This window comes from Flavobacterium cucumis (assembly GCF_900148835.1).
Lineage (GTDB): Bacteria > Bacteroidota > Bacteroidia > Flavobacteriales > Flavobacteriaceae > Flavobacterium > Flavobacterium cucumis.
Genome location: NZ_FRYK01000001.1, coordinates 155597 through 181194, shown reverse-complemented (window position 1 = coordinate 181194; position 25598 = coordinate 155597). Strand labels below are relative to the sequence as shown.

Below are 25598 nucleotides of genomic sequence, written 5' to 3'. Positions count from 1 at the left end.
TTAAAAAATGAAAAAAATAAAATCCTACTTCCTGTTTTCAAGAGAACACAGAAGTGGGATTTTTTTGTTGTTTATAATCCTTATTTTAGTTCAGTTAGGTTATTTTTTTCTAAAGGATAACTTTATTTCTGTTAACCATCATTCAGAAGATAAGGCTTGGTTGTCAGTGCAGTATGAAATTGATAGTTTAAAGCATGCTCAAGTAACAAAAAAGGACACTATCTATCCGTTTAATCCCAATTACATCACCGATTACAAAGGGTATAAGTTAGGAATGTCAGTTCAGGAAATTGACCGTTTACATGCTTTTCGAAAAAAAGGTAAATTTGTAAATTCTGCAGAAGAATTTCAGCAAGTGACCCAGGTTTCGGAAGCTTTTTTGGAAAAGATCAGTCCTTATTTTAAGTTTCCATATTGGGTTAAAAATAAAATGGATGCTACTTCAGAAAAGTTTCAAAAGTTTTTACCAATAGAAAAAGAAAAGATTATTCAAAAAGACATTAATACGGCTACACGAGAAGATTTGATTGCGGTTTATGGCATTGGAGAAAAATTAGCTGACAAGATTTTGCAGGAAAAAGAAAAGCTGGGCTGTTTCGTTAGTATGGAGCAATTTCAATATATTTGGGGAATTAGTCCAGAAGCCTTGTTAGACCTAGGTAAAAGATTTTCCATTAAAAGTCAGAATGGGTTAAAGAAAATAGCTATTAATGATTTGTCGCTGCGAGAGCTGTCAAAGTTTCCTTATTTTAATTACAACTTAGCCAAAGAAATTGTGATATACCGAACCATGAATAATGGAATAAGTGGTATTGAGGATTTAACAAAAATTAAGGGAATGCCTAACGAAAAAATAAATATAATCGCCTTATATTTGATTTTTTAAAAATAACATCAATAAACAATACAATTACACATTATATGAATTCAATGTATTTCACAGAAGAACACGAATTATTCAGAAAAAGCTTTAGAGATTTTTTACATAAAGAAGTAGTACCTCACATAGAGAAATGGGAAAAAACAGGGACGATTGATCGTTTTATTTGGAAAAAATTTGGTGAAATGGGCTTTTTTGGTTTGAATTACCCAGAAGCTTATGGTGGATTGAATTTAGATTTGTTTTATACGGTTGTTTTTTTAGAAGAGCTTCAAAAAGTAAAATCATCTGGTTTTGCCGCGGCAATGTGGGCACATGCATATTTAGCTATGACACATTTGAATGCTGAAGGAGATGAAAGAATTAAGCAAGAATATTTGGTTCCAAGTATTGCTGGTGAAAAAATAGGAGCACTGTGTATTACGGAACCATTTGGAGGAAGTGATGTGGCAGGTATGCGAACAACAGCCATAAAAAAAGGTGATAAATATTGTATAACTGGTTCGAAAACTTTTATAACTAATGGTGTTTATGCGGATTACTATGTGGTAGCTGCTAAAACAAGTCCGGAGTTAGGAAATAAAGGTGTTAGTATTTTTTTGGTTGATGCAAAAACAACAGGAATTTCAGCAACTAAATTAGATAAATTAGGATGGAGAGCTTCTGATACTGCTGAGTTGGCTTTTGATAATGTAGAAGTTCCTCTTGAAAATTTAATGGGAGAAGAAGGAAAAGGCTTTCCATACATTATGCAACACTTTGCTTTAGAGCGTTTAATTATGGCTATTAATGCACATGCAAGGGCAGAATACGCTATTGATTATACTATTGAATATATGTCTCAACGTGAGGCATTTGGAACAAAAATTAATAAATTTCAAGCATTAAGACACACGATGGTTGAACATGCGACAGAAGTGGAACACTGTAAGATTTTTAATTATGCTGCTGTAGCTCGTTTAGACAAGGGAGAATATGTGGTTAAGGAAGCAACAATGGCAAAGTTAAAATCTACAAAAGTAGCTGATGAGGCTATTTATAGTTGTTTGCAAATGTTAGGTGGATATGGTTACATGGAAGAATATCCATTAGCACGTTTGTTGAGAGATAGTAGATTAGGTCCTATTGGAGGAGGAACATCTGAGATTCTAAAAGAAATTTTATCAAAAATGATAATTGACAACCAGAATTATAAGCCAGCGGTTAAATAAATTATTTTTTTGTTTTTAGTTTCAAATTAAATCAATACATTTGCACCCTTAATGAGAGGAGGTGTCAATATTATGTTAATTATACCAATTAAAGACGGAGAAAATATCGATAGAGCATTAAAGCGCTATAAAAGAAAATTTGATAAAACAGGTACTGTTCGTCAGTTACGTGCTCGTCAAGCTTTCATTAAGCCATCTGTTTTAAACAGAGCTAAGATTCAAAAAGCGGCTTATATTCAAAACATGAAAGACAACTTAGAAAGTTAGTATTTTTTTTGAATAACTATATCAACCGATAGCTAATAAAGTTTAACTTTGTTTCTATCGGTTTTTTTTATGACATCAATTGTGCAATTTTATCAAGATTATTTGATTAAGGAGAAAAATTATTCTGCTTTAACCGTGCGGGCTTATGTGGCAGATGTAACGTCCTTTCAAGGATATATATGGGAGTTTCATGATAAATTGAGATTGGAAGACGTAAGTTATACACAAATAAGAACTTGGATAGTTGTTATGTTTGAAAACAACCTTACTTCTAGCTCTGTAAACCGTAAAATTTCTTCGTTAAAATCCTTTTATAAGTTTCTTTTAAAAATTAGGCAAATAGAAACTAATCCTCTGTTGAAACATAGGTCGTTGAAGGTTGAAAAGAAAATTCAGATTCCCTTTTCGGAAAAAGAGTTGAAAGATGTGTTTGAGTTTAATGTCTATTCAGATGATTTTGAAGGAAAAAGAGATCGATTGATAATAGAGTTGTTTTATACGACTGGAATTAGAAGGGCTGAAATGATAAATCTTAAATTAAATGCTATTGATTTCATTCAAAAAAACATTAAGGTTGTTGGTAAGCGTAATAAAGAACGTTTGATACCATTGTTGGATTCCACTTTAGAGTTGATTAAAGTTTATGAAGAAGATCGAATTAAATTGGAAAAAATTAAGGATACTGAGTTGTTAATTTTGTCAAAAAACGGAAATAAAGTTAGTGAATCGTTTGTGTATCTTTTGATAAATGATTACTTTAGTACTGTGTCACAAAAAACAAAAAAAAGTCCACATGTCCTTAGGCATTCATTTGCAACGCATTTGTTGAATAATGGGGCTGATTTAAATTCAGTTAAAGAGTTGTTAGGTCATTCTAGTTTGTCTTCTACTCAGATTTATACACACAGCAGTTTGGCTGAGTTAAAAAAAACATATAAAGAAGCTCATCCTAGAAGTAAATAATTACTCATTTGTATAACCTTTTAATTATAAGATTATGAAAGTTAATGTCCAAGCGGTAAACTTCAATGTTGATAAGAAGTTGGTAGATTTTATTCAGGAGCGAATGGATAAATTGGAGAAATACTATGATAAAATTGTTTCTTCTGAAGTTTTTTTAAGGCTTGAAAATACTAGTGATAAGGAGAATAAGACGGTTGAAATAAAAATTAATGTACCAGGAGATGAGTTTTTAGTAAAGAAGACTGCTAAGAGTTTTGAGGAGGCAGCGGATTTGTCTGTAGATTCTCTTGAGCGAGTTATCTTAAAGCGCAAGGAAAAATTAAGAGCCCATTTATAAAATTAAAAAAAACATTAAAAATGTTTTGATTCAAAAATAAATTATATACATTTGCAGTCCGTTAGAAATAGCGGACTTTTTATATTTAATTTGCCGGTGTAGCTCAGCTGGCTAGAGCAGCTGATTTGTAATCAGCAGGTCGTGGGTTCGAGTCCCTCCATCGGCTCAAGTTGTAAGCAAATAAGTATAAAAGGTTTGGGGAGATACTCAAGCGGCCAACGAGGGCGGACTGTAAATCCGCTGACTACGTCTTCGCAGGTTCGAATCCTGCTCTCCCCACAAAAGAATTTAGAATTTGAACTTTAGGATTTTTTAAAATTCTAATTTCTAGTTTCTAACTTCTGATTTACATTAGCCGGTGTAGCTCAGGGGTAGAGTGCTTCCTTGGTAAGGAAGAGGTCACGGGTTCAATTCCCGTCATTGGCTCTTAAAGAAGTTTATTTTTGAACACTAATATATAACTAAGATTAAATTATTAAATCATGGCAAAAGAAACCTTTGATCGTTCGAAGCCCCATTTAAATATTGGAACTATCGGACACGTTGACCACGGTAAAACTACGTTAACAGCTGCAATTACTAAAGTATTAGCTGATGCAGGTTTATCAGAAGCAAAATCATTTGATCAAATTGATAATGCTCCAGAAGAAAAAGAAAGAGGTATTACTATTAATACATCTCACGTAGAATATTCTACAGCTAATCGTCACTACGCTCACGTTGACTGTCCAGGTCACGCGGATTACGTAAAGAACATGGTTACAGGTGCTGCTCAAATGGACGGTGCTATCTTAGTAGTTGCTGCTACAGATGGTCCGATGCCACAAACTAGAGAGCACATCCTTTTAGGTCGTCAAGTAGGTGTACCTAGAATGGTTGTATTCATGAACAAAGTGGATATGGTTGATGATGCTGAATTATTAGAATTAGTAGAAATGGAGATCAGAGATTTATTATCTTTCTATCAGTATGATGGTGATAATGGTCCTGTAATTCAAGGTTCTGCTTTAGGAGCTTTAAATGGTGAGCCAAAATGGGTTGACACAGTATTAGCCTTAATGGAAGCTGTTGACAATTGGATTGAGTTACCAGCTCGTGATGTTGATAAGCCTTTCTTGATGCCAGTTGAGGATGTATTTACAATTACAGGTCGTGGAACTGTTGCTACAGGTCGTATTGAAACTGGAGTTGCTAATACAGGTGATGCTGTTGAAATCATTGGTATGGGGGCTGAAAAATTAACTTCTACAATTACAGGAGTTGAGATGTTCCGTAAAATTCTTGATAGAGGTGAAGCTGGAGATAACGTAGGTTTGTTATTAAGAGGTATCGCTAAAGAAGATATTAAAAGAGGAATGGTTATTATTAAGCCAGGATCTGTTAAGCCACACGCTCACTTTAAGGCAGAGGTGTATATCTTGAAAAAAGAAGAAGGTGGACGTCACACTCCATTCCACAATAACTACCGTCCACAGTTCTACGTACGTACAACTGACGTAACGGGTACTATTTCTTTACCAGCTGGTGTAGAGATGGTTATGCCTGGTGATAACTTAACAATTGATGTTACTTTGTTAAGTCCTATCGCTTTATCAGTAGGTTTACGTTTCGCTATCCGTGAGGGTGGTAGAACAGTAGGTGCTGGTCAGGTTACTGAAATTTTAGACTAATTATAAGTCGATAATAATTAAAACCAGCAGTTCGCTGCTGGTTTTTAACAAACGGGCGTAGTACAAGGGCTAGTATAGTGGTCTCCAAAACCATTGATGGGGGTTCGAATCCCTCCGCCCGTGCAAATAAAGATTAAGATGACAAAAGTAGTTAATTACATATCTGAAGCATTTCAAGAATTAAAATCAAACGTTACTTGGCCTGTTTGGTCTGAAGTTCAGCGTTTGACAATTATTGTTGCTATATTTTCAGTTGTTTTCGCTCTGTTAACATGGGGTGTTGATGAGTTATTTGTTAAGGCTCTTGAAGGTTTTTTTAACATAATAAAATAATACCCAGAATGGCTGACAATAATGTGAATAAATGGTATGTGGTAAGAGCTGTAAGCGGTCAGGAAAATAAAGTTAAAGCTTACATTGAGACAGAAACTGCGCGTTTAGGTATGGCAGATTATATTTCTCAAGTTTTAGTTCCTACTGAAAAAGTTGTTCAAGTTAAGGATGGTAAAAAGATAGCTAAAGAAAAAGTATATTTTCCTGGTTACATAATGATTGAAGCTAATTTAACTGGAGAAATTCCTCATATTATCAAATCAATTCCTGGTGTTATTGGTTTTTTGGGTGAGACTAAGGGTGGAGATGCAGTTCCCTTAAGACAATCTGAGGTAAATAGAATGTTAGGAAAAGTAGATGAATTATCTGTTAAAGAAGATAGTGTTTCTATTCCTTATGCAGCTGGTGAAACTGTAAAAGTTATCGATGGCCCTTTTAATGGTTTTAATGGAACTATTGAAAAAGTTAATGAAGAAAAGCGTAAACTTGAAGTTATGGTTAAAATTTTCGGAAGAAAAACGCCATTGGAGTTAAGTTTTATGCAAGTTGAAAAAGTATAATTTTCGTTACATATATAAATCACATCAATCGCTTCCAATTGATAGATGTGCTAAATTTTTTTAAAAATGGCAAAAGAAGTTAGTAAAGTAGTTAAACTACAAGTTAAGGGAGGTGCTGCGAATCCATCGCCACCGGTTGGACCTGCTTTGGGGGCTGCTGGGGTTAACATCATGGAGTTCTGTAAGCAATTTAATGCTAGAACGCAAGATAAACCTGGCAAAGTTTTACCAGTACAAATTACTGTGTATAAAGACAAGTCTTTTGACTTTGTTGTTAAAACGCCACCTGCTGCGATTCAGTTATTAGAAGCGGCAAAATTAAAGTCTGGTTCAGGGCAACCTAACCGAAAAAAAGTAGCAAATGTTACTTGGGATCAAATTAGAACTATTGCTGAAGACAAAATGGCAGACTTAAATGCTTTTGAAATTGAAAAAGCTATGAGTATGATTGCTGGAACAGCTAGATCTATGGGTATAACAGTAACAGGAAATGCTCCTTTTTAATCTCTAAAAAGAAATTAGACAATGGCAAAATTGACAAAAAAGCAAAAAGAGGCTGCAGCAAAAATTGAGAAGAACAAACTTTATTCTTTAAGAGATGCATCTGCATTAATTAAGGAAGTTGCTTCTGCAAAATTTGATGAGTCTGTTGATATCGCAGTTAAGTTGGGTGTAGATCCTAGAAAAGCGAATCAAATGGTAAGAGGGGTTGTAACATTACCTCATGGAACTGGTAAAGATGTTAGAGTATTAGCATTAGTTACTCCAGATAAAGAAGCTGAAGCTAAAGCTGCTGGTGCTGACCACGTAGGTTTAGACGACTATTTACAGAAAATTAAAGATGGTTGGACAGATGTTGATGTGATCATCACTATGCCTGCTGTTATGGGTAAATTAGGTCCATTAGGGCGTGTTTTAGGTCCAAGAGGTTTAATGCCAAACCCTAAAACAGGAACTGTAACTATGGATGTTGCTAAAGCGGTGCAAGAAGTGAAAGCTGGTAAAATTGACTTCAAAGTTGATAAAACTGGTATCGTTCACGCTGGAATAGGTAGAGTATCTTTTGATGCTGATAAAATCTATGACAATGCACACGAAATCGTTCAAACATTAATCAAATTAAAACCAACTGCAGCTAAAGGTACTTATATTAAGTCTATTCATATATCAAGTACACAAAGTCCTGCTATTGCTTTAGATCCTAAAGCAGTATAATTGGTAGTTAAAAATTTTTAGTATGACTAGAGAAGAAAAATCAATCGCTATTGAAGATTTAACTGCACAGTTAGCGGATGTAAATGTTGTTTATTTAGCAGACATTTCAGGACTTGATGCAGATACTACTTCAAACTTAAGAAGAGCTTGTTTTAAAGCTGGTATTAAATTAGAAGTTGTTAAGAACACATTGTTAGAAAAAGCAATGGAAGCTTCTGATAACGACTATGGTGATTTAGCATCAGTTCTTAAAGGAAACACTTCTATGTTTATTGCTGACACCGCTAATGGCCCAGCAAAAATCATTAAAGAATTCCGTAAGAAAGGTGAGAAACCAATCTTTAAGGGAGCTTACATTAACCAAGAAATTTTCATTGGTGATAATTTATTAGATAGTTTAGTTGCTATTAAATCTAAAGAAGAAGTTATCGCAGAAATTATTGGATTATTACAATCACCTGCTCAAAGAGTTATTTCAGCTCTTCAGAATCAACCTAACAAGGAAGAAGGAGCAGAATAATAAGTACGCACTTAATAAATTATATTTTTACAAAACATTTTAAACGATAGAAAAATGGCAGATTTGAAACAATTCGCAGAACAATTAGTTAACTTAACAGTTAAAGAAGTTAACGAATTAGCAACAATATTAAAAGATGAGTATGGTATCGAGCCTGCTGCTGCAGCTGTTGTAGTTGCTGCAGGTGGTGGTGATGCTGGTGCTGCAGCTGAGCAAACTGAATTTACAGTTGTATTAAAAGATGCTGGAGCTTCTAAATTAGGAGTTGTTAAAGCAGTTAAAGAATTAACTGGTTTAGGTCTTAAAGAAGCAAAAGATTTAGTAGATGCTGCTCCAACTAATGTTAAAGAAGGAGTTTCTAAAGATGAGGCTGAAGGTCTTAAGAAAGCATTAGAAGAGGCTGGAGCTGTAGTTGAGCTTAAATAAGCTATAACTAAGGTCTAAAAGCTAGGTTTAGGTCTTGAGATTCGCTCTCAAAGACCTAAACCCTTTTTCGTATAAGAAAATTAATATTTTATTTATTTTCACATACAACTTAATCAATACGAAGAAAAAAATTAAACTGTCTTTCCTGGTTTATTTTAAAGATGTATTGGTTATTAAAAAAGGAAGTATTGTTACAACGGTGTATTTACACAAAAAATTACTTTTTTTAAATCAAAATTTTATCCATTGATGATTGCTAATCAGACTGAAAGATTAAATTTTGCTTCAACAAAAAACATTCCACAATATCCAGATTTTCTAGATATTCAAGTGAAATCGTTTAAAGATTTTTTTCAACTAGAAACAAAATCTGATGAAAGAGGCAACGAAGGACTGTATAATACCTTCATGGAAAATTTTCCAATAACTGATACAAGAAATAATTTTGTGTTGGAGTTTCTTGATTACTTTGTTGATCCACCTCGATATACTATCGAAGAGTGTATTGATAGAGGTCTAACACACAGTGTCCCTTTAAAGGCTAGGCTTAAGTTATATTGTACAGATCCAGAACATGAAGATTTTGAAACTATAGTACAAGATGTTTATTTAGGCACAATACCATATATGACTCCAAGCGGTACTTTTGTTATCAATGGAGCTGAACGTGTTGTTGTATCTCAATTGCATAGATCGCCAGGGGTATTCTTTGGACAATCTTTTCATGCTAATGGTACTAAACTATATTCTGCTAGAATTATTCCTTTTAAAGGATCATGGATTGAATTTGCTACCGATATCAATAACGTAATGTATGCGTATATCGATAGAAAGAAAAAATTACCTGTTACCACTTTATTTAGAGCTATCGGATTTGAAAGAGATAAAGATATCTTGGAAATTTTTGACCTTGCTGAAGAAATTAAAGTATCTAAAACGGGTATCAAAAAATATGCTGGAAGAAGACTTGCTGCACGTGTTTTAAACACTTGGCATGAAGATTTCGTTGATGAAGATACTGGTGAAGTGGTTTCAATTGAACGTAATGAAATTATCCTTGATAGAGATACAATTCTTGACAAAGATAATATCGAAGAAATAATTGAAGCAGACGTTAAAACAATTCTTTTACACAAAGAAGACAATAACGCTACTGACTATACGATTATCCACAATACGTTACAAAAAGATCCAACAAACTCTGAAAAAGAGGCTGTTGAACATATTTACAGACAATTACGTAACGCGGAACCGCCTGATGAGGAAACGGCTCGTGGTATTATAGATAAATTATTCTTTTCTGATCAGCGTTATAACTTAGGTGAAGTTGGTCGTTACAGAATGAACAAAAAGTTAAACCTTGATATTCCTATGGAAAAACAAGTTTTAACAAAAGAAGATATCATTACTATTGTTAAATATTTGATTGAATTAATCAACTCAAAAGCTGAGATTGATGATATTGATCACTTATCAAACCGTCGTGTTAGAACCGTTGGTGAGCAGTTATCAGCACAATTTGGTGTTGGTTTAGCTCGTATGGCTAGAACAATTCGTGAGCGAATGAATGTTCGTGATAACGAGGTGTTTACACCTATTGATTTGATTAATGCTAAGACATTATCATCGGTTATTAATTCTTTCTTTGGAACCAATCAGTTATCACAGTTTATGGATCAAACGAATCCATTGGCTGAGATAACACACAAACGTCGTTTATCTGCCCTTGGTCCTGGAGGTTTATCTAGAGAGCGAGCTGGTTTCGAGGTTCGTGACGTTCATTATACGCACTACGGAAGACTTTGTCCTATTGAAACCCCTGAAGGGCCAAACATTGGTTTGATTTCATCTTTAGGAGTATATGCTAAAGTTAACGGTATGGGATTCATTGAAACACCTTACCGTAAGGTAACCAATGGTGTGGTAGATTTAGAGTCAACTCCTGTTTATTTGAGTGCTGAGGAGGAAGAAGGAAAAATGATTGCTCAGGCTAATATTGAAATGGACGCTACTGGTAAAATTACCGCAAGTAATGTTATTGCTCGTGAGGAAGGAGACTTCCCTGTAGTTGAGCCAACCGTAGTTCATTATACCGATGTTGCTCCAAATCAGATTGCTTCTATTTCAGCTTCTTTGATTCCTTTCTTGGAGCATGATGATGCGAACCGTGCATTGATGGGATCAAACATGATGCGTCAGGCTGTTCCATTGTTACGTCCAGAGGCTCCAATTGTTGGAACAGGACTAGAAAGACAAGTTGCTTCTGATTCAAGAGTATTAATTAATGCTGAAGGTAGTGGAACTGTTGAATATGTTGATGCTGATAAAATCACTATCAAATATGACAGAACTGAGGAAGAGCGTATGGTTAGTTTTGAATCAGACGAAAAAACGTATCAATTAATCAAGTATAGAAAAACCAATCAAAGTACTTGTATCAACTTAAAACCAATCGTTAGAAAAGGGGATAGAGTTGAAAAAGGACAAGTATTGTGTGAAGGGTATGCTACTCAAAATGGCGAATTGGCTATCGGAAGAAACTTGAAAGTGGCATTTATGCCATGGAAAGGATATAACTTCGAGGATGCGATCGTAATATCTGAAAAAGTAGTTCGTGATGATATTTTTACTTCATTGCACATTGATGATTATACATTAGAAGTTCGTGATACTAAATTAGGTAACGAAGAGTTAACAAATGATATTCCAAACGTTTCTGAAGAAGCTACAAAAGATTTAGATGAAAACGGAATGATTAGAATAGGAGCAGAGGTTAAGCCTGGCGATATTTTAATTGGAAAGATTACACCAAAAGGAGAGTCAGATCCTACACCAGAAGAAAAGCTTTTAAGAGCTATCTTTGGGGATAAAGCAGGAGATGTCAAGGATGCTTCATTAAAAGCTTCTCCATCGTTACATGGTGTGGTTTTGGATAAAAAATTATTTGCGAAAGCTGTAAAAGATAAGAGAAAACGTTCGAAAGATAAAGAAGACGTTGATAAATTAGAGAACGAGTTTGAAGTTAAATACAATGAATTAAAAGACAAATTAATTGAAAAGTTATTTGTTATCATTGACGGAAAAACTTCACAAGGCGTTATGAATGATTTAGGTGAAGAAGTATTGCCAAAAGGTAAAAAGTTCACTAAAAAAATGTTACAAGCTGTTGAAGATTTTGCTCATTTAACAAAGGGGCAATGGTCTACAGATGATCATACTAATGCTATGGTAAATGACTTAATTCACAACTATAAAATCAAATTAAATGATTTACAAGGTTGGTTAAGAAGAGAGAAGTTTACTATTACTGTGGGAGACGAATTACCATCAGGTATTTTGAAACTTGCTAAAGTTTACATCGCTAAGAAACGTAAGTTGAAAGTGGGTGATAAAATGGCTGGACGTCACGGAAATAAAGGTATTGTAGCAAAAATCGTTCGTCATGAAGATATGCCATTCTTAGAAGACGGAACACCAGTAGATATCGTATTGAATCCACTTGGAGTACCATCTCGTATGAATATTGGTCAGATTTATGAAACTGTATTAGGATGGGCTGGACAAAAATTAGGTCAAAAATATGCAACACCAATTTTTGATGGAGCTACGATTGATCAAATTAATGCACTAACAGACGAAGCAGGAATTCCGAGATTTGGTCATACTTATTTGTATGATGGAGGAACAGGAGAACGTTTCCATCAAGCAGCAACAGTGGGTGTTATCTATATGTTGAAATTAGGACACATGATTGATGATAAAATGCACGCACGTTCTATTGGTCCATATTCATTAATTACGCAACAACCTTTAGGAGGTAAAGCGCAATTTGGAGGTCAACGTTTTGGAGAGATGGAGGTTTGGGCACTTGAAGCTTATGGAGCATCAAGTACGCTAAGAGAAATCTTGACTGTTAAATCGGATGACGTTATTGGTAGAGCTAAAACTTACGAAGCAATCGTTAAAGGAGAAACTATGCCAGAGCCAGGATTACCAGAATCATTCAATGTATTGATGCATGAATTAAAGGGACTTGGATTAGACATCAGATTAGAAGAATAAATTTATCCCGGGAGCGGCTTTGGTTGCTCCCTTTATAACGCTTTTCATAAATCGAAAGTATTCATATCATGACAAGATTAAAAGATAAAAATACCGTTAAAAGATTTAACAAAATCACGATAGGACTAGCTTCGCCAGAATCTATTTTGGCAGAATCTAGAGGTGAGGTTTTAAAACCAGAAACCATTAACTATCGTACCCACAAACCAGAAAGAGATGGTCTTTTCTGCGAAAGAATTTTCGGTCCAGTAAAAGATTATGAGTGTGCTTGTGGAAAATATAAAAGAATTCGCTACAAAGGCATTGTTTGTGATCGCTGTGGTGTTGAAGTAACAGAGAAGAAAGTGCGAAGAGATAGAGTAGGACACATCAATTTGGTTGTGCCAATTGCTCATATCTGGTATTTCCGTTCGTTGCCAAACAAAATTGGTTATATTTTGGGCTTACCTTCTAAGAAATTAGATATGATTATTTACTACGAAAGATACGTAGTAATTCAAGCTGGTATCGCTAAAAATGCTGATGGTGAGTCTTTACAAAAATTAGATTTCTTAACAGAAGAGGAGTATCTAAATATTTTAGATTCACTTCCAATGGAGAATCAATATTTAGATGATAATGATCCAAATAAATTCATCGCTAAAATGGGTGCTGAGTGTATTATGGATTTATTAGCTCGTACTGATTTAGACGAACTTTCTTACAGTCTTCGTCATGCAGCTAATAATGAAACGTCAAAACAACGTAAGACAGAAGCATTAAAGCGTTTAAATGTTGTAGAATCATTCCGTGAGTCTAACAATAATAGAGAAAACCGTCCTGAATGGATGATTTTGAAAGTTATTCCAGTTATTCCACCAGAATTACGTCCGTTAGTGCCACTTGATGGAGGTCGTTTTGCAACTTCCGATTTAAATGATTTATACAGAAGAGTTATCATTCGTAATAACCGTTTAAAAAGATTAATGGAGATTAAAGCTCCAGAAGTTATCTTAAGAAATGAGAAACGTATGTTACAAGAGTCTGTTGACTCGTTGTTTGATAACACGCGTAAAGCTTCTGCTGTTAAAACAGAATCAAACAGACCATTAAAATCTTTATCAGATTCATTAAAAGGTAAGCAAGGTCGTTTCCGTCAAAACTTATTAGGTAAACGTGTGGATTATTCTGCTCGTTCTGTAATTGTTGTTGGACCAGAAATGAAATTGTTTGAATGTGGTTTGCCAAAAGATATGGCAGCTGAACTCTACAAACCATTCGTTATTCGTAAGTTAATCGAAAGAGGAATTGTTAAAACAGTTAAGTCTGCTAAGAAAATTATCGACAAAAAAGAGCCAGTTGTATGGGATATTCTTGAAAATGTAATTAAAGGACATCCTGTATTATTGAACCGTGCTCCTACGTTACACCGTTTAGGTATTCAAGCATTTCAACCTAAGTTAATTGAAGGAAAAGCTATCCAATTACACCCATTAGTATGTACGGCATTCAACGCCGATTTCGATGGTGACCAGATGGCGGTTCACTTACCATTAGGACCAGAAGCTATTTTAGAGGCACAATTATTAATGTTGGCTTCTCATAATATTTTGAATCCAGCAAATGGAGCTCCTATTACAGTACCTTCTCAGGACATGGTACTTGGTCTATATTATATGACCAAAGAACGTTTATCAACTCCAGAGAAGAAAATTTTAGGTCAAGATTTGACTTTCTATTCTGCTGAAGAGGTTAACATTGCGTTGAATGAAGGGAAATTAGAATTGAATGCTCGTGTGAAAGTACGCGCTAAAGATTTTAATGAAAATGGCGAATTGGTTTATAAAATTATTCAAACTACAGCGGGTAGAGTACTGTTTAATGAGGTAGTACCTGAAGCTGCAGGATATATTAATGAGGTATTAACTAAGAAATCATTACGAGATATTATTGGTAAAATCTTAGCGGTAACTGATGTTCCTACTACAGCAGCTTTCTTGGATAACATGAAAGATATGGGATATAAGTTTGCATTCCGTGGAGGATTATCATTCTCATTAGGAGATATTAGAATTCCTGAACAAAAAGAGAAATTAATCGCTGATGCACGTGAGCAAGTAGAGGGAATTTCTATGAACTATAGTATGGGTCTTATTACCAATAACGAACGTTACAACCAAGTTATTGATATTTGGACATCTGCTAATGCTCAATTAACAGAACTTGCGATGAAAAATATCCGTGAAGACCAACAAGGTTTCAACTCGGTATATATGATGCTTGATTCTGGAGCAAGGGGTTCTAAAGAACAGATACGTCAGTTAACTGGTATGCGTGGTTTGATGGCTAAGCCTAAAAAATCGACTGCTGGTGGTGGTGAAATTATTGAAAACCCTATTCTTTCTAATTTTAAAGAAGGTCTTTCGATTTTAGAGTACTTTATTTCAACTCACGGTGCACGTAAAGGTCTTGCGGATACGGCTCTTAAGACTGCCGATGCAGGTTACTTAACACGTAGATTACATGACGTATCTCAAGACGTTATCGTAAATTCTGTTGATTGTGGTACATTGAGAGGTATTGAAGTTTCTGCTTTAAAGAAAAACGAGGAAATTGTTGAAACTTTAGGAGAGAGAATTTTAGGACGTGTTGCTTTACAAGATGTAGTTAACCCATTAGATTTAGAAGTTTTAGTTCATGCAGGTGAGCAAATTACTGAAGCTATTGTTAAGAAAATTGAAGCGTCTCCAATCGAAAGAGTAGAAGTACGTTCTCCATTAACATGTGAAGCTACAAAAGGTATTTGTGCGAAGTGTTATGGAAGAAACTTGGCTACAGGTAAGATGACTCAGAAAGGTGAAGCTGTTGGAGTTATTGCAGCACAATCAATTGGTGAGCCAGGTACACAGTTAACACTACGTACATTCCACGTTGGAGGTGTTGCTGGAGGTATTTCTGAAGAGTCTAGTATTATTACTCGTTTTGCAGGTAGATTAGAAATAGAAGATTTAAAAACAGTTAAGGGTGAAGATGCTGATGGAAACACTGTTGATATTGTAATTTCTCGTTCTACTGAGTTAAAATTAGTTGATGCTAAAACAGGAATCTTATTAAATACACACTATATTCCTTACGGTTCAAGTATTTTTGTTAAAGACGGTGACGTTGTTGAAAAAGGTACGACAATCTGTAAATGGGATCCTTATAATGGAGTTATTGTTTCTGAATTTACTGGAAAAATTGCTTATGAAGATTTAGAGCAAGGACAATCGTTCTTAGTTGAAATCGATGAACAAACTGGTTTCCAAGAGAAAGTAATTTCTGAAGGTAGAAATAAAAAATTAGTTCCAACTTTATTGATTTATGGTAAAGATGGCGAATTAATTCGTTCATACAACTTGCCAGTAGGGGCTCACCTTATGGTAGATGATGGAGAAAAAATTAAGGCAGGTAAGATTTTAGTTAAGATCCCACGTCGTTCTTCTAAAGCGGGAGATATTACAGGAGGTTTACCAAGAATTACGGAGTTGTTAGAGGCTCGTAATCCTTCAAACCCGGCAGTAGTTTCTGAAATTGATGGCGTTGTAACTTTTGGAAAAATTAAGAGAGGTAATCGTGAAATCGCTATCGAGTCTAAATTTGGTGAAGTGAAGAAATACTTAGTAAAACTTTCGAACCAAATCTTAGTTCAAGAAAACGATTACGTTAAAGCAGGAACTCCACTTTCTGACGGAGCAATTACTCCAGAAGATATCTTAAGAATTCAAGGCCCATCAGCTGTTCAACAGTATTTGGTAAATGAAATTCAAGAGGTATACCGTTTACAAGGGGTAAAAATCAATGACAAACACTTTGAGGTGGTTATTCGTCAAATGATGCGTAAAGTAAGAATTGTTGATCCAGGAGATACTTTATTCTTAGAAGATCAATTAGCTCATACTAGCGATTTCCTTGTTGAAAACGACAAATTATATGGAATGAAAGTGGTAGAGGATGCAGGTGACTCGGAAAATTTAAAACCAGGTCAAATTATTTCTCCACGTCAGTTAAGAGATGAAAATTCGTTATTAAAACGTAATGATAAAAACTTAGTAGAGGCTCGTGATGTTATTACAGCAACTGCTACTCCAGTACTTCAAGGTATTACGAGAGCATCGTTACAAACGAAATCATTCATTTCTGCGGCATCGTTCCAGGAGACAACTAAGGTATTAAACGAGGCTGCAGTTGCAGGAAAAGTAGATACTTTAGAAGGATTAAAAGAAAATGTTATTGTAGGTCACAGAATCCCAGCTGGTACAGGTATGAGAGACTACGACAATACAATAGTAGGTTCTAAAGAAGAATACAATGAATTAATGGCTACTAAAGAAGAGTTTAACTACTAATTAGTTTCCTTATTTGAATACTAAGCCTAACAGATTTTTCTGTTAGGCTTTTTTTTTACCCAAATTATACTTATTCTTGTAAAAGAATTTTAGACACTGTCTATATAAAGTAAATAATAACATGATATAAGTTTGATAAAGGTTTTAAAACTTTAGCTACTTATATGTTTTAAAAATTTGAAAAACACATGGAAAATAATAATCAACAGGGGCAAATAAACATTGAGTTAGATGAGCAAACAGCTGAAGGAATCTATTCCAACCTAGCAATTATAAACCATTCTAATTCTGAGTTTGTGGTAGATTTCGTAACGATTATGCCTGGAGTACCAAAAGCGAAAGTGAAATCGAGAATTATTTTAACGCCTCAACACGCAAAACGTTTGTTGAAAGCATTAGGAGAAAATATTCATCGTTTTGAAAGTGCTCATGGAAAAATTGAAGAAGGAGAACAACCTCCAATTCCTTTAAATTTTGGCCCAACAGGGCAAGCTTAATAACCAAAAGTCTCGTATATTGCGAGACTTTTTTAGTTAATTACCTATGAAATTAGTAAAAGCAAATACCGAACATATTCCAATTGTTATCGACTTAACCAAGAAAATTTGGCCTGTAGCTTATGGCGAAATCTTGTCAATAGCACAATTAGATTACATGATAGAAAAGTTCTACAACGAAACTGCTTTGCAAGAATTAATGCGAAAAGGTCACGTTTTTTATTTGGCACAAGATGATAAGGATAAGTACTTAGGTTTTCTTTCCTATGAAATTAACTGCGAACCACAAAAAACAAAAATCCATAAAATTTATGTCTTACCTGAAACACAGGGAACAGGTTTAGGCAGACAGTTTTTTGAATTGGTAAAAGATAAAGCCATAAAAAACCATCAAAACGCTATTTTCTTAAACGTAAACAAATATAACAAAGCTGTAAACTTTTATACCAAATTAGGCTTCTCAAAAGTAAAAGACGAAGTAATTGATATAGGAAATGGTTATGTGATGGATGACTATGTGATGGAGATAATAATTTAAATTTATAAGATTATGGATTTTCGTATTTTGGATTTTCGTATTTTGGATTGAGACGGGTTTATTTATTAAATTGCTTAACTGGTACAGTTTGTATAATAAAGGTTTTTTTTGATATTTTTATCATATAGCTTACCTTTCGCTAACTTATATTGATAAAAATATTTCCTTTCACTTAAGGGTGCTTCAAGTTCTGAATTAAATTGCGAAAAAGAAATACGAATATCTTGTTCGTCCTAACTTTTTAAATCAAATTTCTCTAACGATTTCGCTCCCCATAATTTCTCTTCCCAGTAAACTTACTTTTATTATTTGGTAAACTTGCTTCTTCCGTTTTGCTTGACGGAGCAATCAATTGGTTTAATTCGGTAATTTCTTTATCGGATAATTCACGGTATTTGCCTACAGGTACATCTAATGAAATATTAATGATACGCGTTCGTTTTAAAGCGGTTACTTCGTAATCTAAATATTCACACATTCTGCGAATTTGTCTGTTCAAACCTTGCGTTAAAATAATGCGGAAAACGTATTTACTAATTTGTTCTACTTTACATTTCTTGGTAATCGTTTCCAAAATCGGAATTCCGTTTGCCATTCGGTCGATAAAACGATCCGTAATTGGTTTGTTTACGGTTACGATATATTCTTTTTCGTGGTTGTTTCTCGCACGTAGAATTTTGTTTACAATATCGCCATCATTCGTCATAAAAATCAAACCCTCGCTGGCTTTATCTAAACGACCAATAGGAAAAATACGCTCTGGATAATTGATGAAATCAACAATGTTGTCACGCACGCTTAAATTAGTCGTACATTCAATTCCAGCGGGTTTGTAAAACGCTAAATAAATAGGTTTCTCATTTTTCTGTTGTACTAATTCACCATTCACACGAACTTCATCACCAGGAGCAACTTTAGTGCCCATTTCTGGAACTTTTCCATTAATAGTCACTCTTCCTTGCTCAATTAATCGATCGGCTTCTCTACGAGAACAAAAACCTGTTTCTGATAAATATTTGTTGATGCGTATCGTGTTTTCTTCCATGTGGCAAAGATAGTACTTTTAGAGAATAGAAGAAAATACGTTTTCCTAATATCTAAGGTGTTTTGTTTAAAGGAATAGTTTGAATTTAGATGATATTTACTTCGGCTTCAATTGCAATACCAAATCTATCTAAAACGGTTTGTTGGATGTTTTTTGCTAATCCAACGATTTCTTTTCCTGTTGCGGTTCCATAGTTAACCAGGACTAGTGCTTGATTTTTATGAACTCCAGCATCACCAAAACGTTTTCCTTTAAAGCCTGCTTGTTCAATTAGCCAACCTGCAGGAACTTTGACTTCGGTTTGTGATACTGCATAGTGAGGCATTTCGGGGTGAAGAGCTTTTGCTTTCTCATAAGCTTCTTTTGTAATAATAGGATTCTTGAAGAAACTTCCACTATTCCCTAATTCTTTTGGATTAGGTAATTTACTTTGTCTAATTGCAATCACAGCATTACTAACGTCTTTTAATGTGGGGTTTTGTACGTTTTGCTGTTGTAATTCCGTTTCGATAGCGCCATAGGTTGTAGAAACTTTGTGATTTTTTTTAGTTAGTTTAAAACAAACGGAAGTAATAATGAATTGATTTTTCAATTCGTTTTTGAAAATGCTTTCTCGATATTCAAACTTACATTGTTCGTTAGTAAAAGTTTTAATTTCTAACGTTTTTAAGTTTAAAGCTTCGCAGGAGTACATTGTATCTTTAATTTCTACACCATAAGCACCAATATTTTGAATTGGAGTTGTGCCGACATTTCCAGGTATTAATGACAAATTTTCAATTCCGCCGAAATTTTGATCAATGCACCACAATACAAACTCGTGCCAGTTTTCTCCAGCTTGCGCTTTTACAATAACAAAATCATCGTTTTCTTCAACAATATCTCTTCCTTTTAAATTAACGTGAACTACTAATTTTTCGATGTCTTGCGTTAATAACATATTGCTTCCGCCACCCAAAATAAAAATATCGTTGTTAGCCGTCAACACTTCTTTTAATTCGTCAATAGAACTTGCAGATACAAATTGCTTCGCTTTAGCGTCAATCCCGAAAGTGTTATAATTTTTTAGAGAGAAATTGGTTTGAATATTCATGGTAGAATAATTTTTTTTCAAATGTAGTATTATGAACTTTAAATCGGAAATATTTTATAGGATTGATGTGTTTCTTTAATAATCAGCTCCGTTCTTTCGGCATGCGTATCTGAGATAAAAATTTGGCCAAAGACAGCATCATTAACCATGGTTACAATTTTTTGCACACGTGTTTCATCTAGTTTATCGAAGATATCATCGAAAAGGAGAATAGGTAATTCGCCACTTTGCTTTTTTATGAACTCGAATTGTGCCAGTTTTAATGCAATCAAGAATGATTTTTGTTGGCCCTGCGAACCAAATTTCTTTATAGGAAAACCGTCTATTTCAAAGAATAGATCGTCTTTATGAATTCCAACGCTAGTATATTGCATTATTCGGTCTTTTTGGATTGCCTTTACTAAGAGATCCATCAAATCGTTTTCAAATAATTGACTATCGTATTTTAGAGCAACTTTTTCATTTCCACCTGAAATATTAGAGTGGTGTTTTTCAAAAATCGGAATAAAATCGTTTAAAAATTGTTTTCTTTTTTTGAAAATTAATTGTCCAATCTCGCTTAATTGTTCGTTGTAAATGGATAAATTATCTCCATCAAAAGTTTGATTAAGAGCGAAGTATTTCAAGAGTGCATTTCGTTGGGCTATAGTTTTTTGGTATTGGATCAACAGCTGTAAGTATTGGGTGTCTAAAGTTCCAATGACACTATCAATAAATTTTCTACGTGTTTCACTTCCTTCAACTATTAAATCGGTATCCGAAGGTGAAATAATTACTAAAGGAATTAGACCTAAGTGTTCTGAGAGTTTTTCATAGATCTTACCGTTACGCTTGATGGTTTTTTTTTGTCCTTTTTTTAAACTGCAAACAATTTTTTCTTCTTTCTTGTTCTTTTCTAATAAAGCATCAATTACAAAAAAATCTTCACCATGTTTGATATTTTGAACGGCTAGTGGGTTGAAGTAGCTTTTGCCATACGCTAAATGATAAATAGCATCTAAAATATTGGTTTTTCCTACCCCATTTTTTCCAACAAAACAATTGATTTTACTATCAAATTCGAATTCGATTTGACTTAAATTTTTATAGTTAAGTAAAGATAACTGTTTTAAAAACACAATAAAAAGAGTTGTGAAATGACTAAAAATAAGACTTCTTGCAAAAGTAAATTGAAATTCTTAAAAATATATACAAAAATGGTTTTTAATTTTAATAAAAATTATATTTTTGCACCACATTAAATTTAAAATAAATGGCAACATATAACAAAAGAGGATACAAAGCTCCAAAACCAGAAGAAGCGAAAGTTGAAAATGAATTTGAAGAAGTGATTGATGCTAAGGATAGTACAACAGCTGAAGTTTTCAATGCATTAGATGAAACAGCTTCAAAAACTGAGGATTGGGTAGCTAAGAATCAGAAAATCATTTTAGGAGTAGTAGGTGCAATTGCCATTTCTACTTTAGGGTATTTGTTATACAACCGTTTTGTTGCTGAACCAAAAGAAGAAAAAGCGGCTAATGAAATTTTTCAAGCACAACAATATTTTCAACAAGCGGTTGATGCAACTGCTAAGCCAGACTCATTGTATAATTTAGCTTTGAAAGGCGGGGAAGGTAAACTAGGTTTTGTTGGTGTTGCTGAGCAATATGCTGGTACAGATGCAGGAAATTTGGCTAATTACTACGCGGGTATTTCTTATTTGAACTTGGGTGATTTTAAAAATGCGATCACTTATTTAGAGAATTTTAAATCGGACGATGCAATTTTACAACCTTTAGCACTTGGTGCAATTGGAGATGCTTTGTCTGAAACGAATAAAGTTGAAGATGCTATTGCTTATTACATGAAGGCAGCTGAAGCAAATGAAAATGATTTTTCGACACCAAGATATTTATTTAAAGCGGCACAATTATTAGTAACTTCTGGAAAAAAAGCAGAAGCGCATAAATTGTTTGTAACGATTAAAGAGAAATATGAGACTTCCAAAGAAGGAATGAATATTGATGCTTTCATTGCAATGACAGAATAAGAATGGCAACAGAGAATAAAAATTTATCCAATTACGATAAAAACACAATCCCAAGCGCGAAAGATTTTCGGTTTGGGATTGTTGTTTCAGAATGGAATGAGCAAGTAACTGAAGGTTTGTATAATGGAGCTTTCGCTGCTTTAACAGATTGTGGTGCATTACCGGAAAACATTATTCGTTGGAATGTGCCTGGAAGTTTCGAATTGATTTTTGGAGCTCGTCAAATGCATGAAAAATTGGAGCTAGATGCTGTAATTGTAATTGGTTGTGTAATTAAAGGGGAAACCATGCATTTTGAGTTTGTATGTGAGGGTGTTACGCAAGGTATGAAAGATTTAAATCTTTTATATGATGTGCCAACTATCTTTTGTGTTTTGACCGATAACAATATGCAACAATCATTGGATAGAAGTGGTGGAAAACACGGAAACAAAGGGGTTGAGGCTGCTATTGCTGCAATTAAGATGGTAGATTTGAATAGAAAATAAAAGGATTTCCTTTAAAATCAATATATTAATCCCGATTAGCCATCGGGATTTTTTTGTTAACAAAAATTTGGAGATTAAACCCATAAAAATCCCTAAATTTGAAAAAAATAATGTGTTATGTTTAAGTTTGGAAGAGGGTCATTTAAATTGCCACAAAATAAGAGGTTTAACTATACGCCGCGCCATTATCAGGGCAAGGAAGTAGAAAACCCTTTTGATTTCGATTCAGCGATAAGAAGAGATCGAGAATCGGTTAATTACAATGATTTTAGAGCACATTGGAGTGAGGCAAGAAATAACAGTCGACATAGAGGCAATCGTCAATTTAACATGCGAATTTTAATTATTGTATTGGTATTATTATTAATCTTCATGTATATTATTGATTTTGATTTGTCTATTTTTAGAAGAAAATAATGGCAGCAAGTATAATTCAACTTTTACCTGATCATGTTGCCAATCAAATTGCAGCTGGTGAAGTGGTACAACGTCCAGCTTCTGTTGTGAAAGAGTTGTTGGAAAATGCTGTTGATGCTAAATCCTCCGACATTAAATTAATTGTTAAAGAAGCCGGAAAAACCTTAGTTCAAGTAATTGATAATGGTTTGGGAATGAATACGACCGATGCGCGTTTGTGTTTCGAGCGTCATGCTACCTCTAAAATTCGAAAAGCAGAAGATTTATTTGATTTGCATACCAAAGGTTTTCGTGGTGAAGCATTAGCGTCTATTGCTGCGATTGCGCATGTGGAATTAAAAACAAAGCAAGATCAAGAAGAGCTAGGAACACATATTGTAATTGAAGGAAGTAAATTGGTTACTCAAGATGTTGCGGTTTTACCAAAAGGAACTTCGTTTGCGGTTAAAAATTTATTTTTCAATATACCAGCCCGAAGAAATTTTTTAAAATCGGAGACGGTAGAATTTCGTCATGTGATGGATGAATTTCAACGTGTTGCAATGGCACATCCTTCGATTTCGTTTACTTTGATTCATAATGGAAGTGAATTATACAATTTACCGAGTTCCAATTACCGTCAACGAATTGTGAATATTTTCGGCGGAAAGACTAATGAAAAGTTAGTGCCAGTTTCGGAAGAAACCGAATTGATTACTATCTCCGGATTTGTAGGAAAACCCGAATTTGCCAAAAAAAGTAGAGGAGAGCAGTTTTTCTTTGTAAATGACAGATATATCAAAAGTGCTTACTTGCATCATGCGATTATGAGTGCTTATGACGGTTTGTTAAAAGAAGGCAATCAACCTAGTTATTTCTTGTATTTGCAAGTACCGCCTCATACAATAGATATTAACATACATCCGACAAAAACGGAAATTAAATTTGATGATGAACATTCGTTATATGCGATTTTGCGTTCGGCTGTGAAACATAGTTTAGGGCAGTTTAATGTTGCTCCCGTTTTAGATTTTGAACGCGATGCTAATTTAGACACACCTTACGAATACAAAAACAGAGAAGCGGATTTTCCGACTATTCAAGTGGATTCCAATTTCAATCCATTTGCTACTGAAAAGTCAAGTTCGAAACCTTTGTCTTCTTTTGGAAGTTATAAAAAGGAAACCACTACGGCTAGTTGGGAAAGTTTGTATGTTGGGCTAAAGCAAGACACACAAGAAATAGAGAGTTTTTCATTTGAAAGCGAAGAAGTTACGAGTAAATTATTTGATGATGATGTAATAGAAACTAAAACTACTTCTACCTATCAAATTCATAAAAAGTATATTGTTAGTGCTATAAAATCGGGAATGTTGGTCATTGATCAAGGTAGAGCACACCAACGTGTTTTATACGAACAATTTCTGACTAATATTACGGTTCAAAAAGCTTCGAGTCAGCAATTATTATTCCCATTGGAATTGTATTTTTCCTCAGATGAGATGATTTTATTAAAAGAATTGCAATCCTCTTTAGAAAATACAGGATTTGTTTTTGATGCTTTCAATGCTGATTCGATTCAAGTTTCGGGATTGCCTATTGGAATGGCAGAAAGCGAAGTTTCTATAGTTTTAGAAGAGTTGATTGGGAATCTACAAAATGAAATTCCAGAAAGTAGTTTTTCGCAAAGTGATAGCATTGCTAAATCCATGGCAAAAAGTATGGCTGTAAAAACTGGAACGTATTTAACCGAAAAGGAACAAGAAAATTTAGTAAATTCGTTATTTGCATGTAAAGAACCTAATGTTTCGCCTTTTCAAAAACCAACTTTCATTACCTTAACGGTAGAAGATTTAGATAAAAAATTTGCGATATGATGAATAATATGACCGATACTGTTAAGCAGTTATTGATAATTAATGTTTTGTGTTTTATTGGGGCTTATGTTGTACCACAATCAAGCGACTTATTGGCTCTGTATTATTTTGAGAGTGATAAATTTCAATTTTGGCAGCCTATTACGCATATGTTTATGCATGGAAGTTTGATGCATATTTTCTTTAATATGTTTGCTTTGATTTCTTTTGGAAGTGCATTAGAGCATTTTTGGGGAGCTAAGAAATTTTTATTTTTTTACTTTTCTTGCGGAATTGGAGCAGCTTTAATTCATTCAGGAGTAAATTACTATGAAATTCATTCCTTATTAAATCAATTGCAAAATACGGTAATTACACCCACAGACATTCATTTGATTTTAAATACGGACTTTGTTAGCGGAACTCAATTCCAAGGGCAATTGTTGTATGAAAATGCACAGGCTACTTTTGATAAATTAAATTTAAATGGCGACGATTTTAGAATTCTTTTTGATGCTGCTATAAAAAATCAAACAGCAGCTGTTGGAGCCTCAGGAGCAATATACGGTTTGTTAGTGGCATTTGCCTTTATGTTTCCTAATGCGGAGTTGATGATGATGTTTATTCCAGTTCCTATCAAAGCCAAATATTTTGTACCTGTAATTGTATTATTAGATTTGTTTTCTGGAGTAACTGGATTTAGTCTTTTTGGTGGTAATATTGCCCATTTTGCTCACGTTGGTGGTGCTTTAATTGGTTTTATTATGATGTGGTATTGGAAGAAAAATCAGTTTAATCAGAACCGTTGGGATAGATGATAGTATTCCGTTTGCAGTCGCAGT

The 25598-nt window shown here is 34.2% G+C and carries 24 protein-coding genes and 4 tRNA genes; 25 read left to right on the top strand and 3 right to left on the bottom strand.

Translation table 11 applies throughout. From position 1 onward, the window contains the following. Nucleotides 1-7 precede the first annotated feature (7 nt). The 20 genes from BUE95_RS00875 to BUE95_RS00780 all read left to right on the top strand — a co-directional run bounded on the left by BUE95_RS00875 (nucleotide 8) and on the right by BUE95_RS00780 (nucleotide 17846). Complete coding sequence (locus BUE95_RS00875) at nucleotides 8-886, top strand: ComEA family DNA-binding protein (RefSeq protein WP_073580543.1); 879 nt, start codon at nucleotides 8-10, stop codon at nucleotides 884-886. Between the two features lie 35 nt (nucleotides 887-921). Beyond that, on the top strand, nucleotides 922-2091 hold the full coding sequence (locus BUE95_RS00870) for an acyl-CoA dehydrogenase family protein (RefSeq protein WP_073580542.1): 1170 nt from the start codon (nucleotides 922-924) through the stop codon (nucleotides 2089-2091). 72 nt (nucleotides 2092-2163) lie between these two features. After that, entirely contained in the window at nucleotides 2164-2358 is a 195-nt protein-coding gene (rpsU, locus tag BUE95_RS00865) for a 30S ribosomal protein S21 (protein ID WP_073582332.1), read from the top strand. 69 nt (nucleotides 2359-2427) lie between these two features. Then, nucleotides 2428-3321 carry a tyrosine-type recombinase/integrase gene (locus tag BUE95_RS00860; RefSeq protein ID WP_073580541.1) on the top strand — a complete coding sequence of 298 codons (894 nt, stop codon included), beginning with the start codon at nucleotides 2428-2430 and terminating at the stop codon, nucleotides 3319-3321. 34 nt (nucleotides 3322-3355) lie between these two features. Beyond that, nucleotides 3356-3658 (top strand): ribosome hibernation-promoting factor, HPF/YfiA family, encoded by a 303-nt coding sequence (hpf, locus tag BUE95_RS00855; RefSeq protein ID WP_073580540.1) that lies wholly within the window; start codon nucleotides 3356-3358, stop codon nucleotides 3656-3658. A 92-nt stretch (nucleotides 3659-3750) separates the two neighbouring features. Next, a tRNA-Thr gene (locus BUE95_RS00850) sits at nucleotides 3751-3824 on the top strand. A gap of 31 nt (nucleotides 3825-3855) precedes the next feature. Further along, nucleotides 3856-3937: transfer RNA gene (locus BUE95_RS00845), tRNA-Tyr, on the top strand. Between the two features lie 75 nt (nucleotides 3938-4012). Continuing rightward, a tRNA-Thr gene (locus tag BUE95_RS00840) sits at nucleotides 4013-4084 on the top strand. 56 nt (nucleotides 4085-4140) lie between these two features. Next, nucleotides 4141-5328 carry an elongation factor Tu gene (gene tuf, locus BUE95_RS00835; RefSeq protein ID WP_073580538.1) on the top strand — a complete coding sequence of 396 codons (1188 nt, stop codon included), beginning with the start codon at nucleotides 4141-4143 and terminating at the stop codon, nucleotides 5326-5328. 51 nt (nucleotides 5329-5379) lie between these two features. Next, nucleotides 5380-5451 (top strand) — tRNA-Trp (locus BUE95_RS00830). A gap of 15 nt (nucleotides 5452-5466) precedes the next feature. Further along, nucleotides 5467-5661 (top strand): preprotein translocase subunit SecE, encoded by a 195-nt coding sequence (secE, locus tag BUE95_RS00825; RefSeq protein WP_073582330.1) that lies wholly within the window; start codon nucleotides 5467-5469, stop codon nucleotides 5659-5661. An 8-nt stretch (nucleotides 5662-5669) separates the two neighbouring features. After that, entirely contained in the window at nucleotides 5670-6221 is a 552-nt protein-coding gene (nusG, locus tag BUE95_RS00820; protein WP_073580536.1) for a transcription termination/antitermination protein NusG, read from the top strand. 66 nt (nucleotides 6222-6287) lie between these two features. Beyond that, complete coding sequence (rplK, locus tag BUE95_RS00815) at nucleotides 6288-6725, top strand: 50S ribosomal protein L11 (RefSeq protein WP_026724872.1); 438 nt, start codon at nucleotides 6288-6290, stop codon at nucleotides 6723-6725. Between the two features lie 21 nt (nucleotides 6726-6746). Continuing rightward, the gene (gene rplA, locus BUE95_RS00810) at nucleotides 6747-7436 is read left to right on the top strand and encodes a 50S ribosomal protein L1 (protein WP_073580534.1); all 690 of its coding nucleotides are present in this window, start codon (nucleotides 6747-6749) and stop codon (nucleotides 7434-7436) included. Nucleotides 7437-7458: 22 nt separating this feature from the next. Beyond that, nucleotides 7459-7956, top strand: a complete 498-nt coding sequence (gene rplJ, locus BUE95_RS00805) for a 50S ribosomal protein L10 (RefSeq protein ID WP_073580532.1) — start codon at nucleotides 7459-7461, stop codon at nucleotides 7954-7956. A 54-nt stretch (nucleotides 7957-8010) separates the two neighbouring features. Further along, entirely contained in the window at nucleotides 8011-8382 is a 372-nt protein-coding gene (gene rplL / locus BUE95_RS00800) for a 50S ribosomal protein L7/L12 (protein ID WP_026724869.1), read from the top strand. Nucleotides 8383-8631: 249 nt separating this feature from the next. Next, nucleotides 8632-12444, top strand: a complete 3813-nt coding sequence (gene rpoB / locus BUE95_RS00795) for a DNA-directed RNA polymerase subunit beta (protein ID WP_073580530.1) — start codon at nucleotides 8632-8634, stop codon at nucleotides 12442-12444. 68 nt (nucleotides 12445-12512) lie between these two features. Continuing rightward, on the top strand, nucleotides 12513-16811 hold the full coding sequence (rpoC, locus tag BUE95_RS00790; RefSeq protein ID WP_073580528.1) for a DNA-directed RNA polymerase subunit beta': 4299 nt from the start codon (nucleotides 12513-12515) through the stop codon (nucleotides 16809-16811). 188 nt (nucleotides 16812-16999) lie between these two features. Further along, on the top strand, nucleotides 17000-17308 hold the full coding sequence (locus BUE95_RS00785) for a DUF3467 domain-containing protein (RefSeq protein WP_073580526.1): 309 nt from the start codon (nucleotides 17000-17002) through the stop codon (nucleotides 17306-17308). Nucleotides 17309-17354: 46 nt separating this feature from the next. Continuing rightward, complete coding sequence (locus BUE95_RS00780; RefSeq protein WP_073580524.1) at nucleotides 17355-17846, top strand: GNAT family N-acetyltransferase; 492 nt, start codon at nucleotides 17355-17357, stop codon at nucleotides 17844-17846. Nucleotides 17847-18102: 256 nt separating this feature from the next. Here BUE95_RS00780 and rluF read toward each other — a convergent pair whose 3' ends face one another. The 3 genes from rluF to recF all read right to left on the bottom strand — a co-directional run bounded on the left by rluF (nucleotide 18103) and on the right by recF (nucleotide 21102). Further along, on the bottom strand, nucleotides 18103-18891 hold the full coding sequence (gene rluF, locus BUE95_RS00775; RefSeq protein ID WP_073580522.1) for a 23S rRNA pseudouridine(2604) synthase RluF: 789 nt from the start codon (nucleotides 18889-18891) through the stop codon (nucleotides 18103-18105). Between the two features lie 85 nt (nucleotides 18892-18976). After that, a complete protein-coding gene (murB, locus tag BUE95_RS00770; RefSeq protein ID WP_262494356.1) occupies nucleotides 18977-20005 on the bottom strand; it encodes a UDP-N-acetylmuramate dehydrogenase in 1029 nt (342 codons plus the stop codon). A gap of 17 nt (nucleotides 20006-20022) precedes the next feature. Continuing rightward, nucleotides 20023-21102: a DNA replication/repair protein RecF gene (gene recF / locus BUE95_RS00765; RefSeq protein ID WP_073580518.1), complete on the bottom strand. Its 1080-nt coding sequence runs from the start codon at nucleotides 21100-21102 to the stop codon at nucleotides 20023-20025. Between the two features lie 134 nt (nucleotides 21103-21236). Between recF and BUE95_RS00760 the strand changes: the two genes are divergently transcribed. From BUE95_RS00760 to BUE95_RS00740, 5 genes are all read left to right on the top strand, one after another. Further along, nucleotides 21237-22016, top strand: coding sequence for a tetratricopeptide repeat protein (locus tag BUE95_RS00760; protein WP_073580516.1), 780 nt, complete (start codon nucleotides 21237-21239; stop codon nucleotides 22014-22016). A 2-nt stretch (nucleotides 22017-22018) separates the two neighbouring features. Next, entirely contained in the window at nucleotides 22019-22504 is a 486-nt protein-coding gene (gene ribH / locus BUE95_RS00755) for a 6,7-dimethyl-8-ribityllumazine synthase (RefSeq protein WP_073580514.1), read from the top strand. A gap of 117 nt (nucleotides 22505-22621) precedes the next feature. Further along, nucleotides 22622-22921 (top strand): hypothetical protein, encoded by a 300-nt coding sequence (locus BUE95_RS00750; RefSeq protein WP_073580512.1) that lies wholly within the window; start codon nucleotides 22622-22624, stop codon nucleotides 22919-22921. After that, the gene (mutL, locus tag BUE95_RS00745) at nucleotides 22921-24777 is read left to right on the top strand and encodes a DNA mismatch repair endonuclease MutL (RefSeq protein ID WP_073580510.1); all 1857 of its coding nucleotides are present in this window, start codon (nucleotides 22921-22923) and stop codon (nucleotides 24775-24777) included. The genes BUE95_RS00750 and mutL overlap by 1 nt, the downstream gene beginning before the upstream one ends. Beyond that, nucleotides 24777-25574: a rhomboid family intramembrane serine protease gene (locus BUE95_RS00740; protein WP_073582328.1), complete on the top strand. Its 798-nt coding sequence runs from the start codon at nucleotides 24777-24779 to the stop codon at nucleotides 25572-25574. Before mutL ends, BUE95_RS00740 begins: the two co-directional genes overlap by 1 nt. Nucleotides 25575-25598 lie beyond the last annotated feature (24 nt).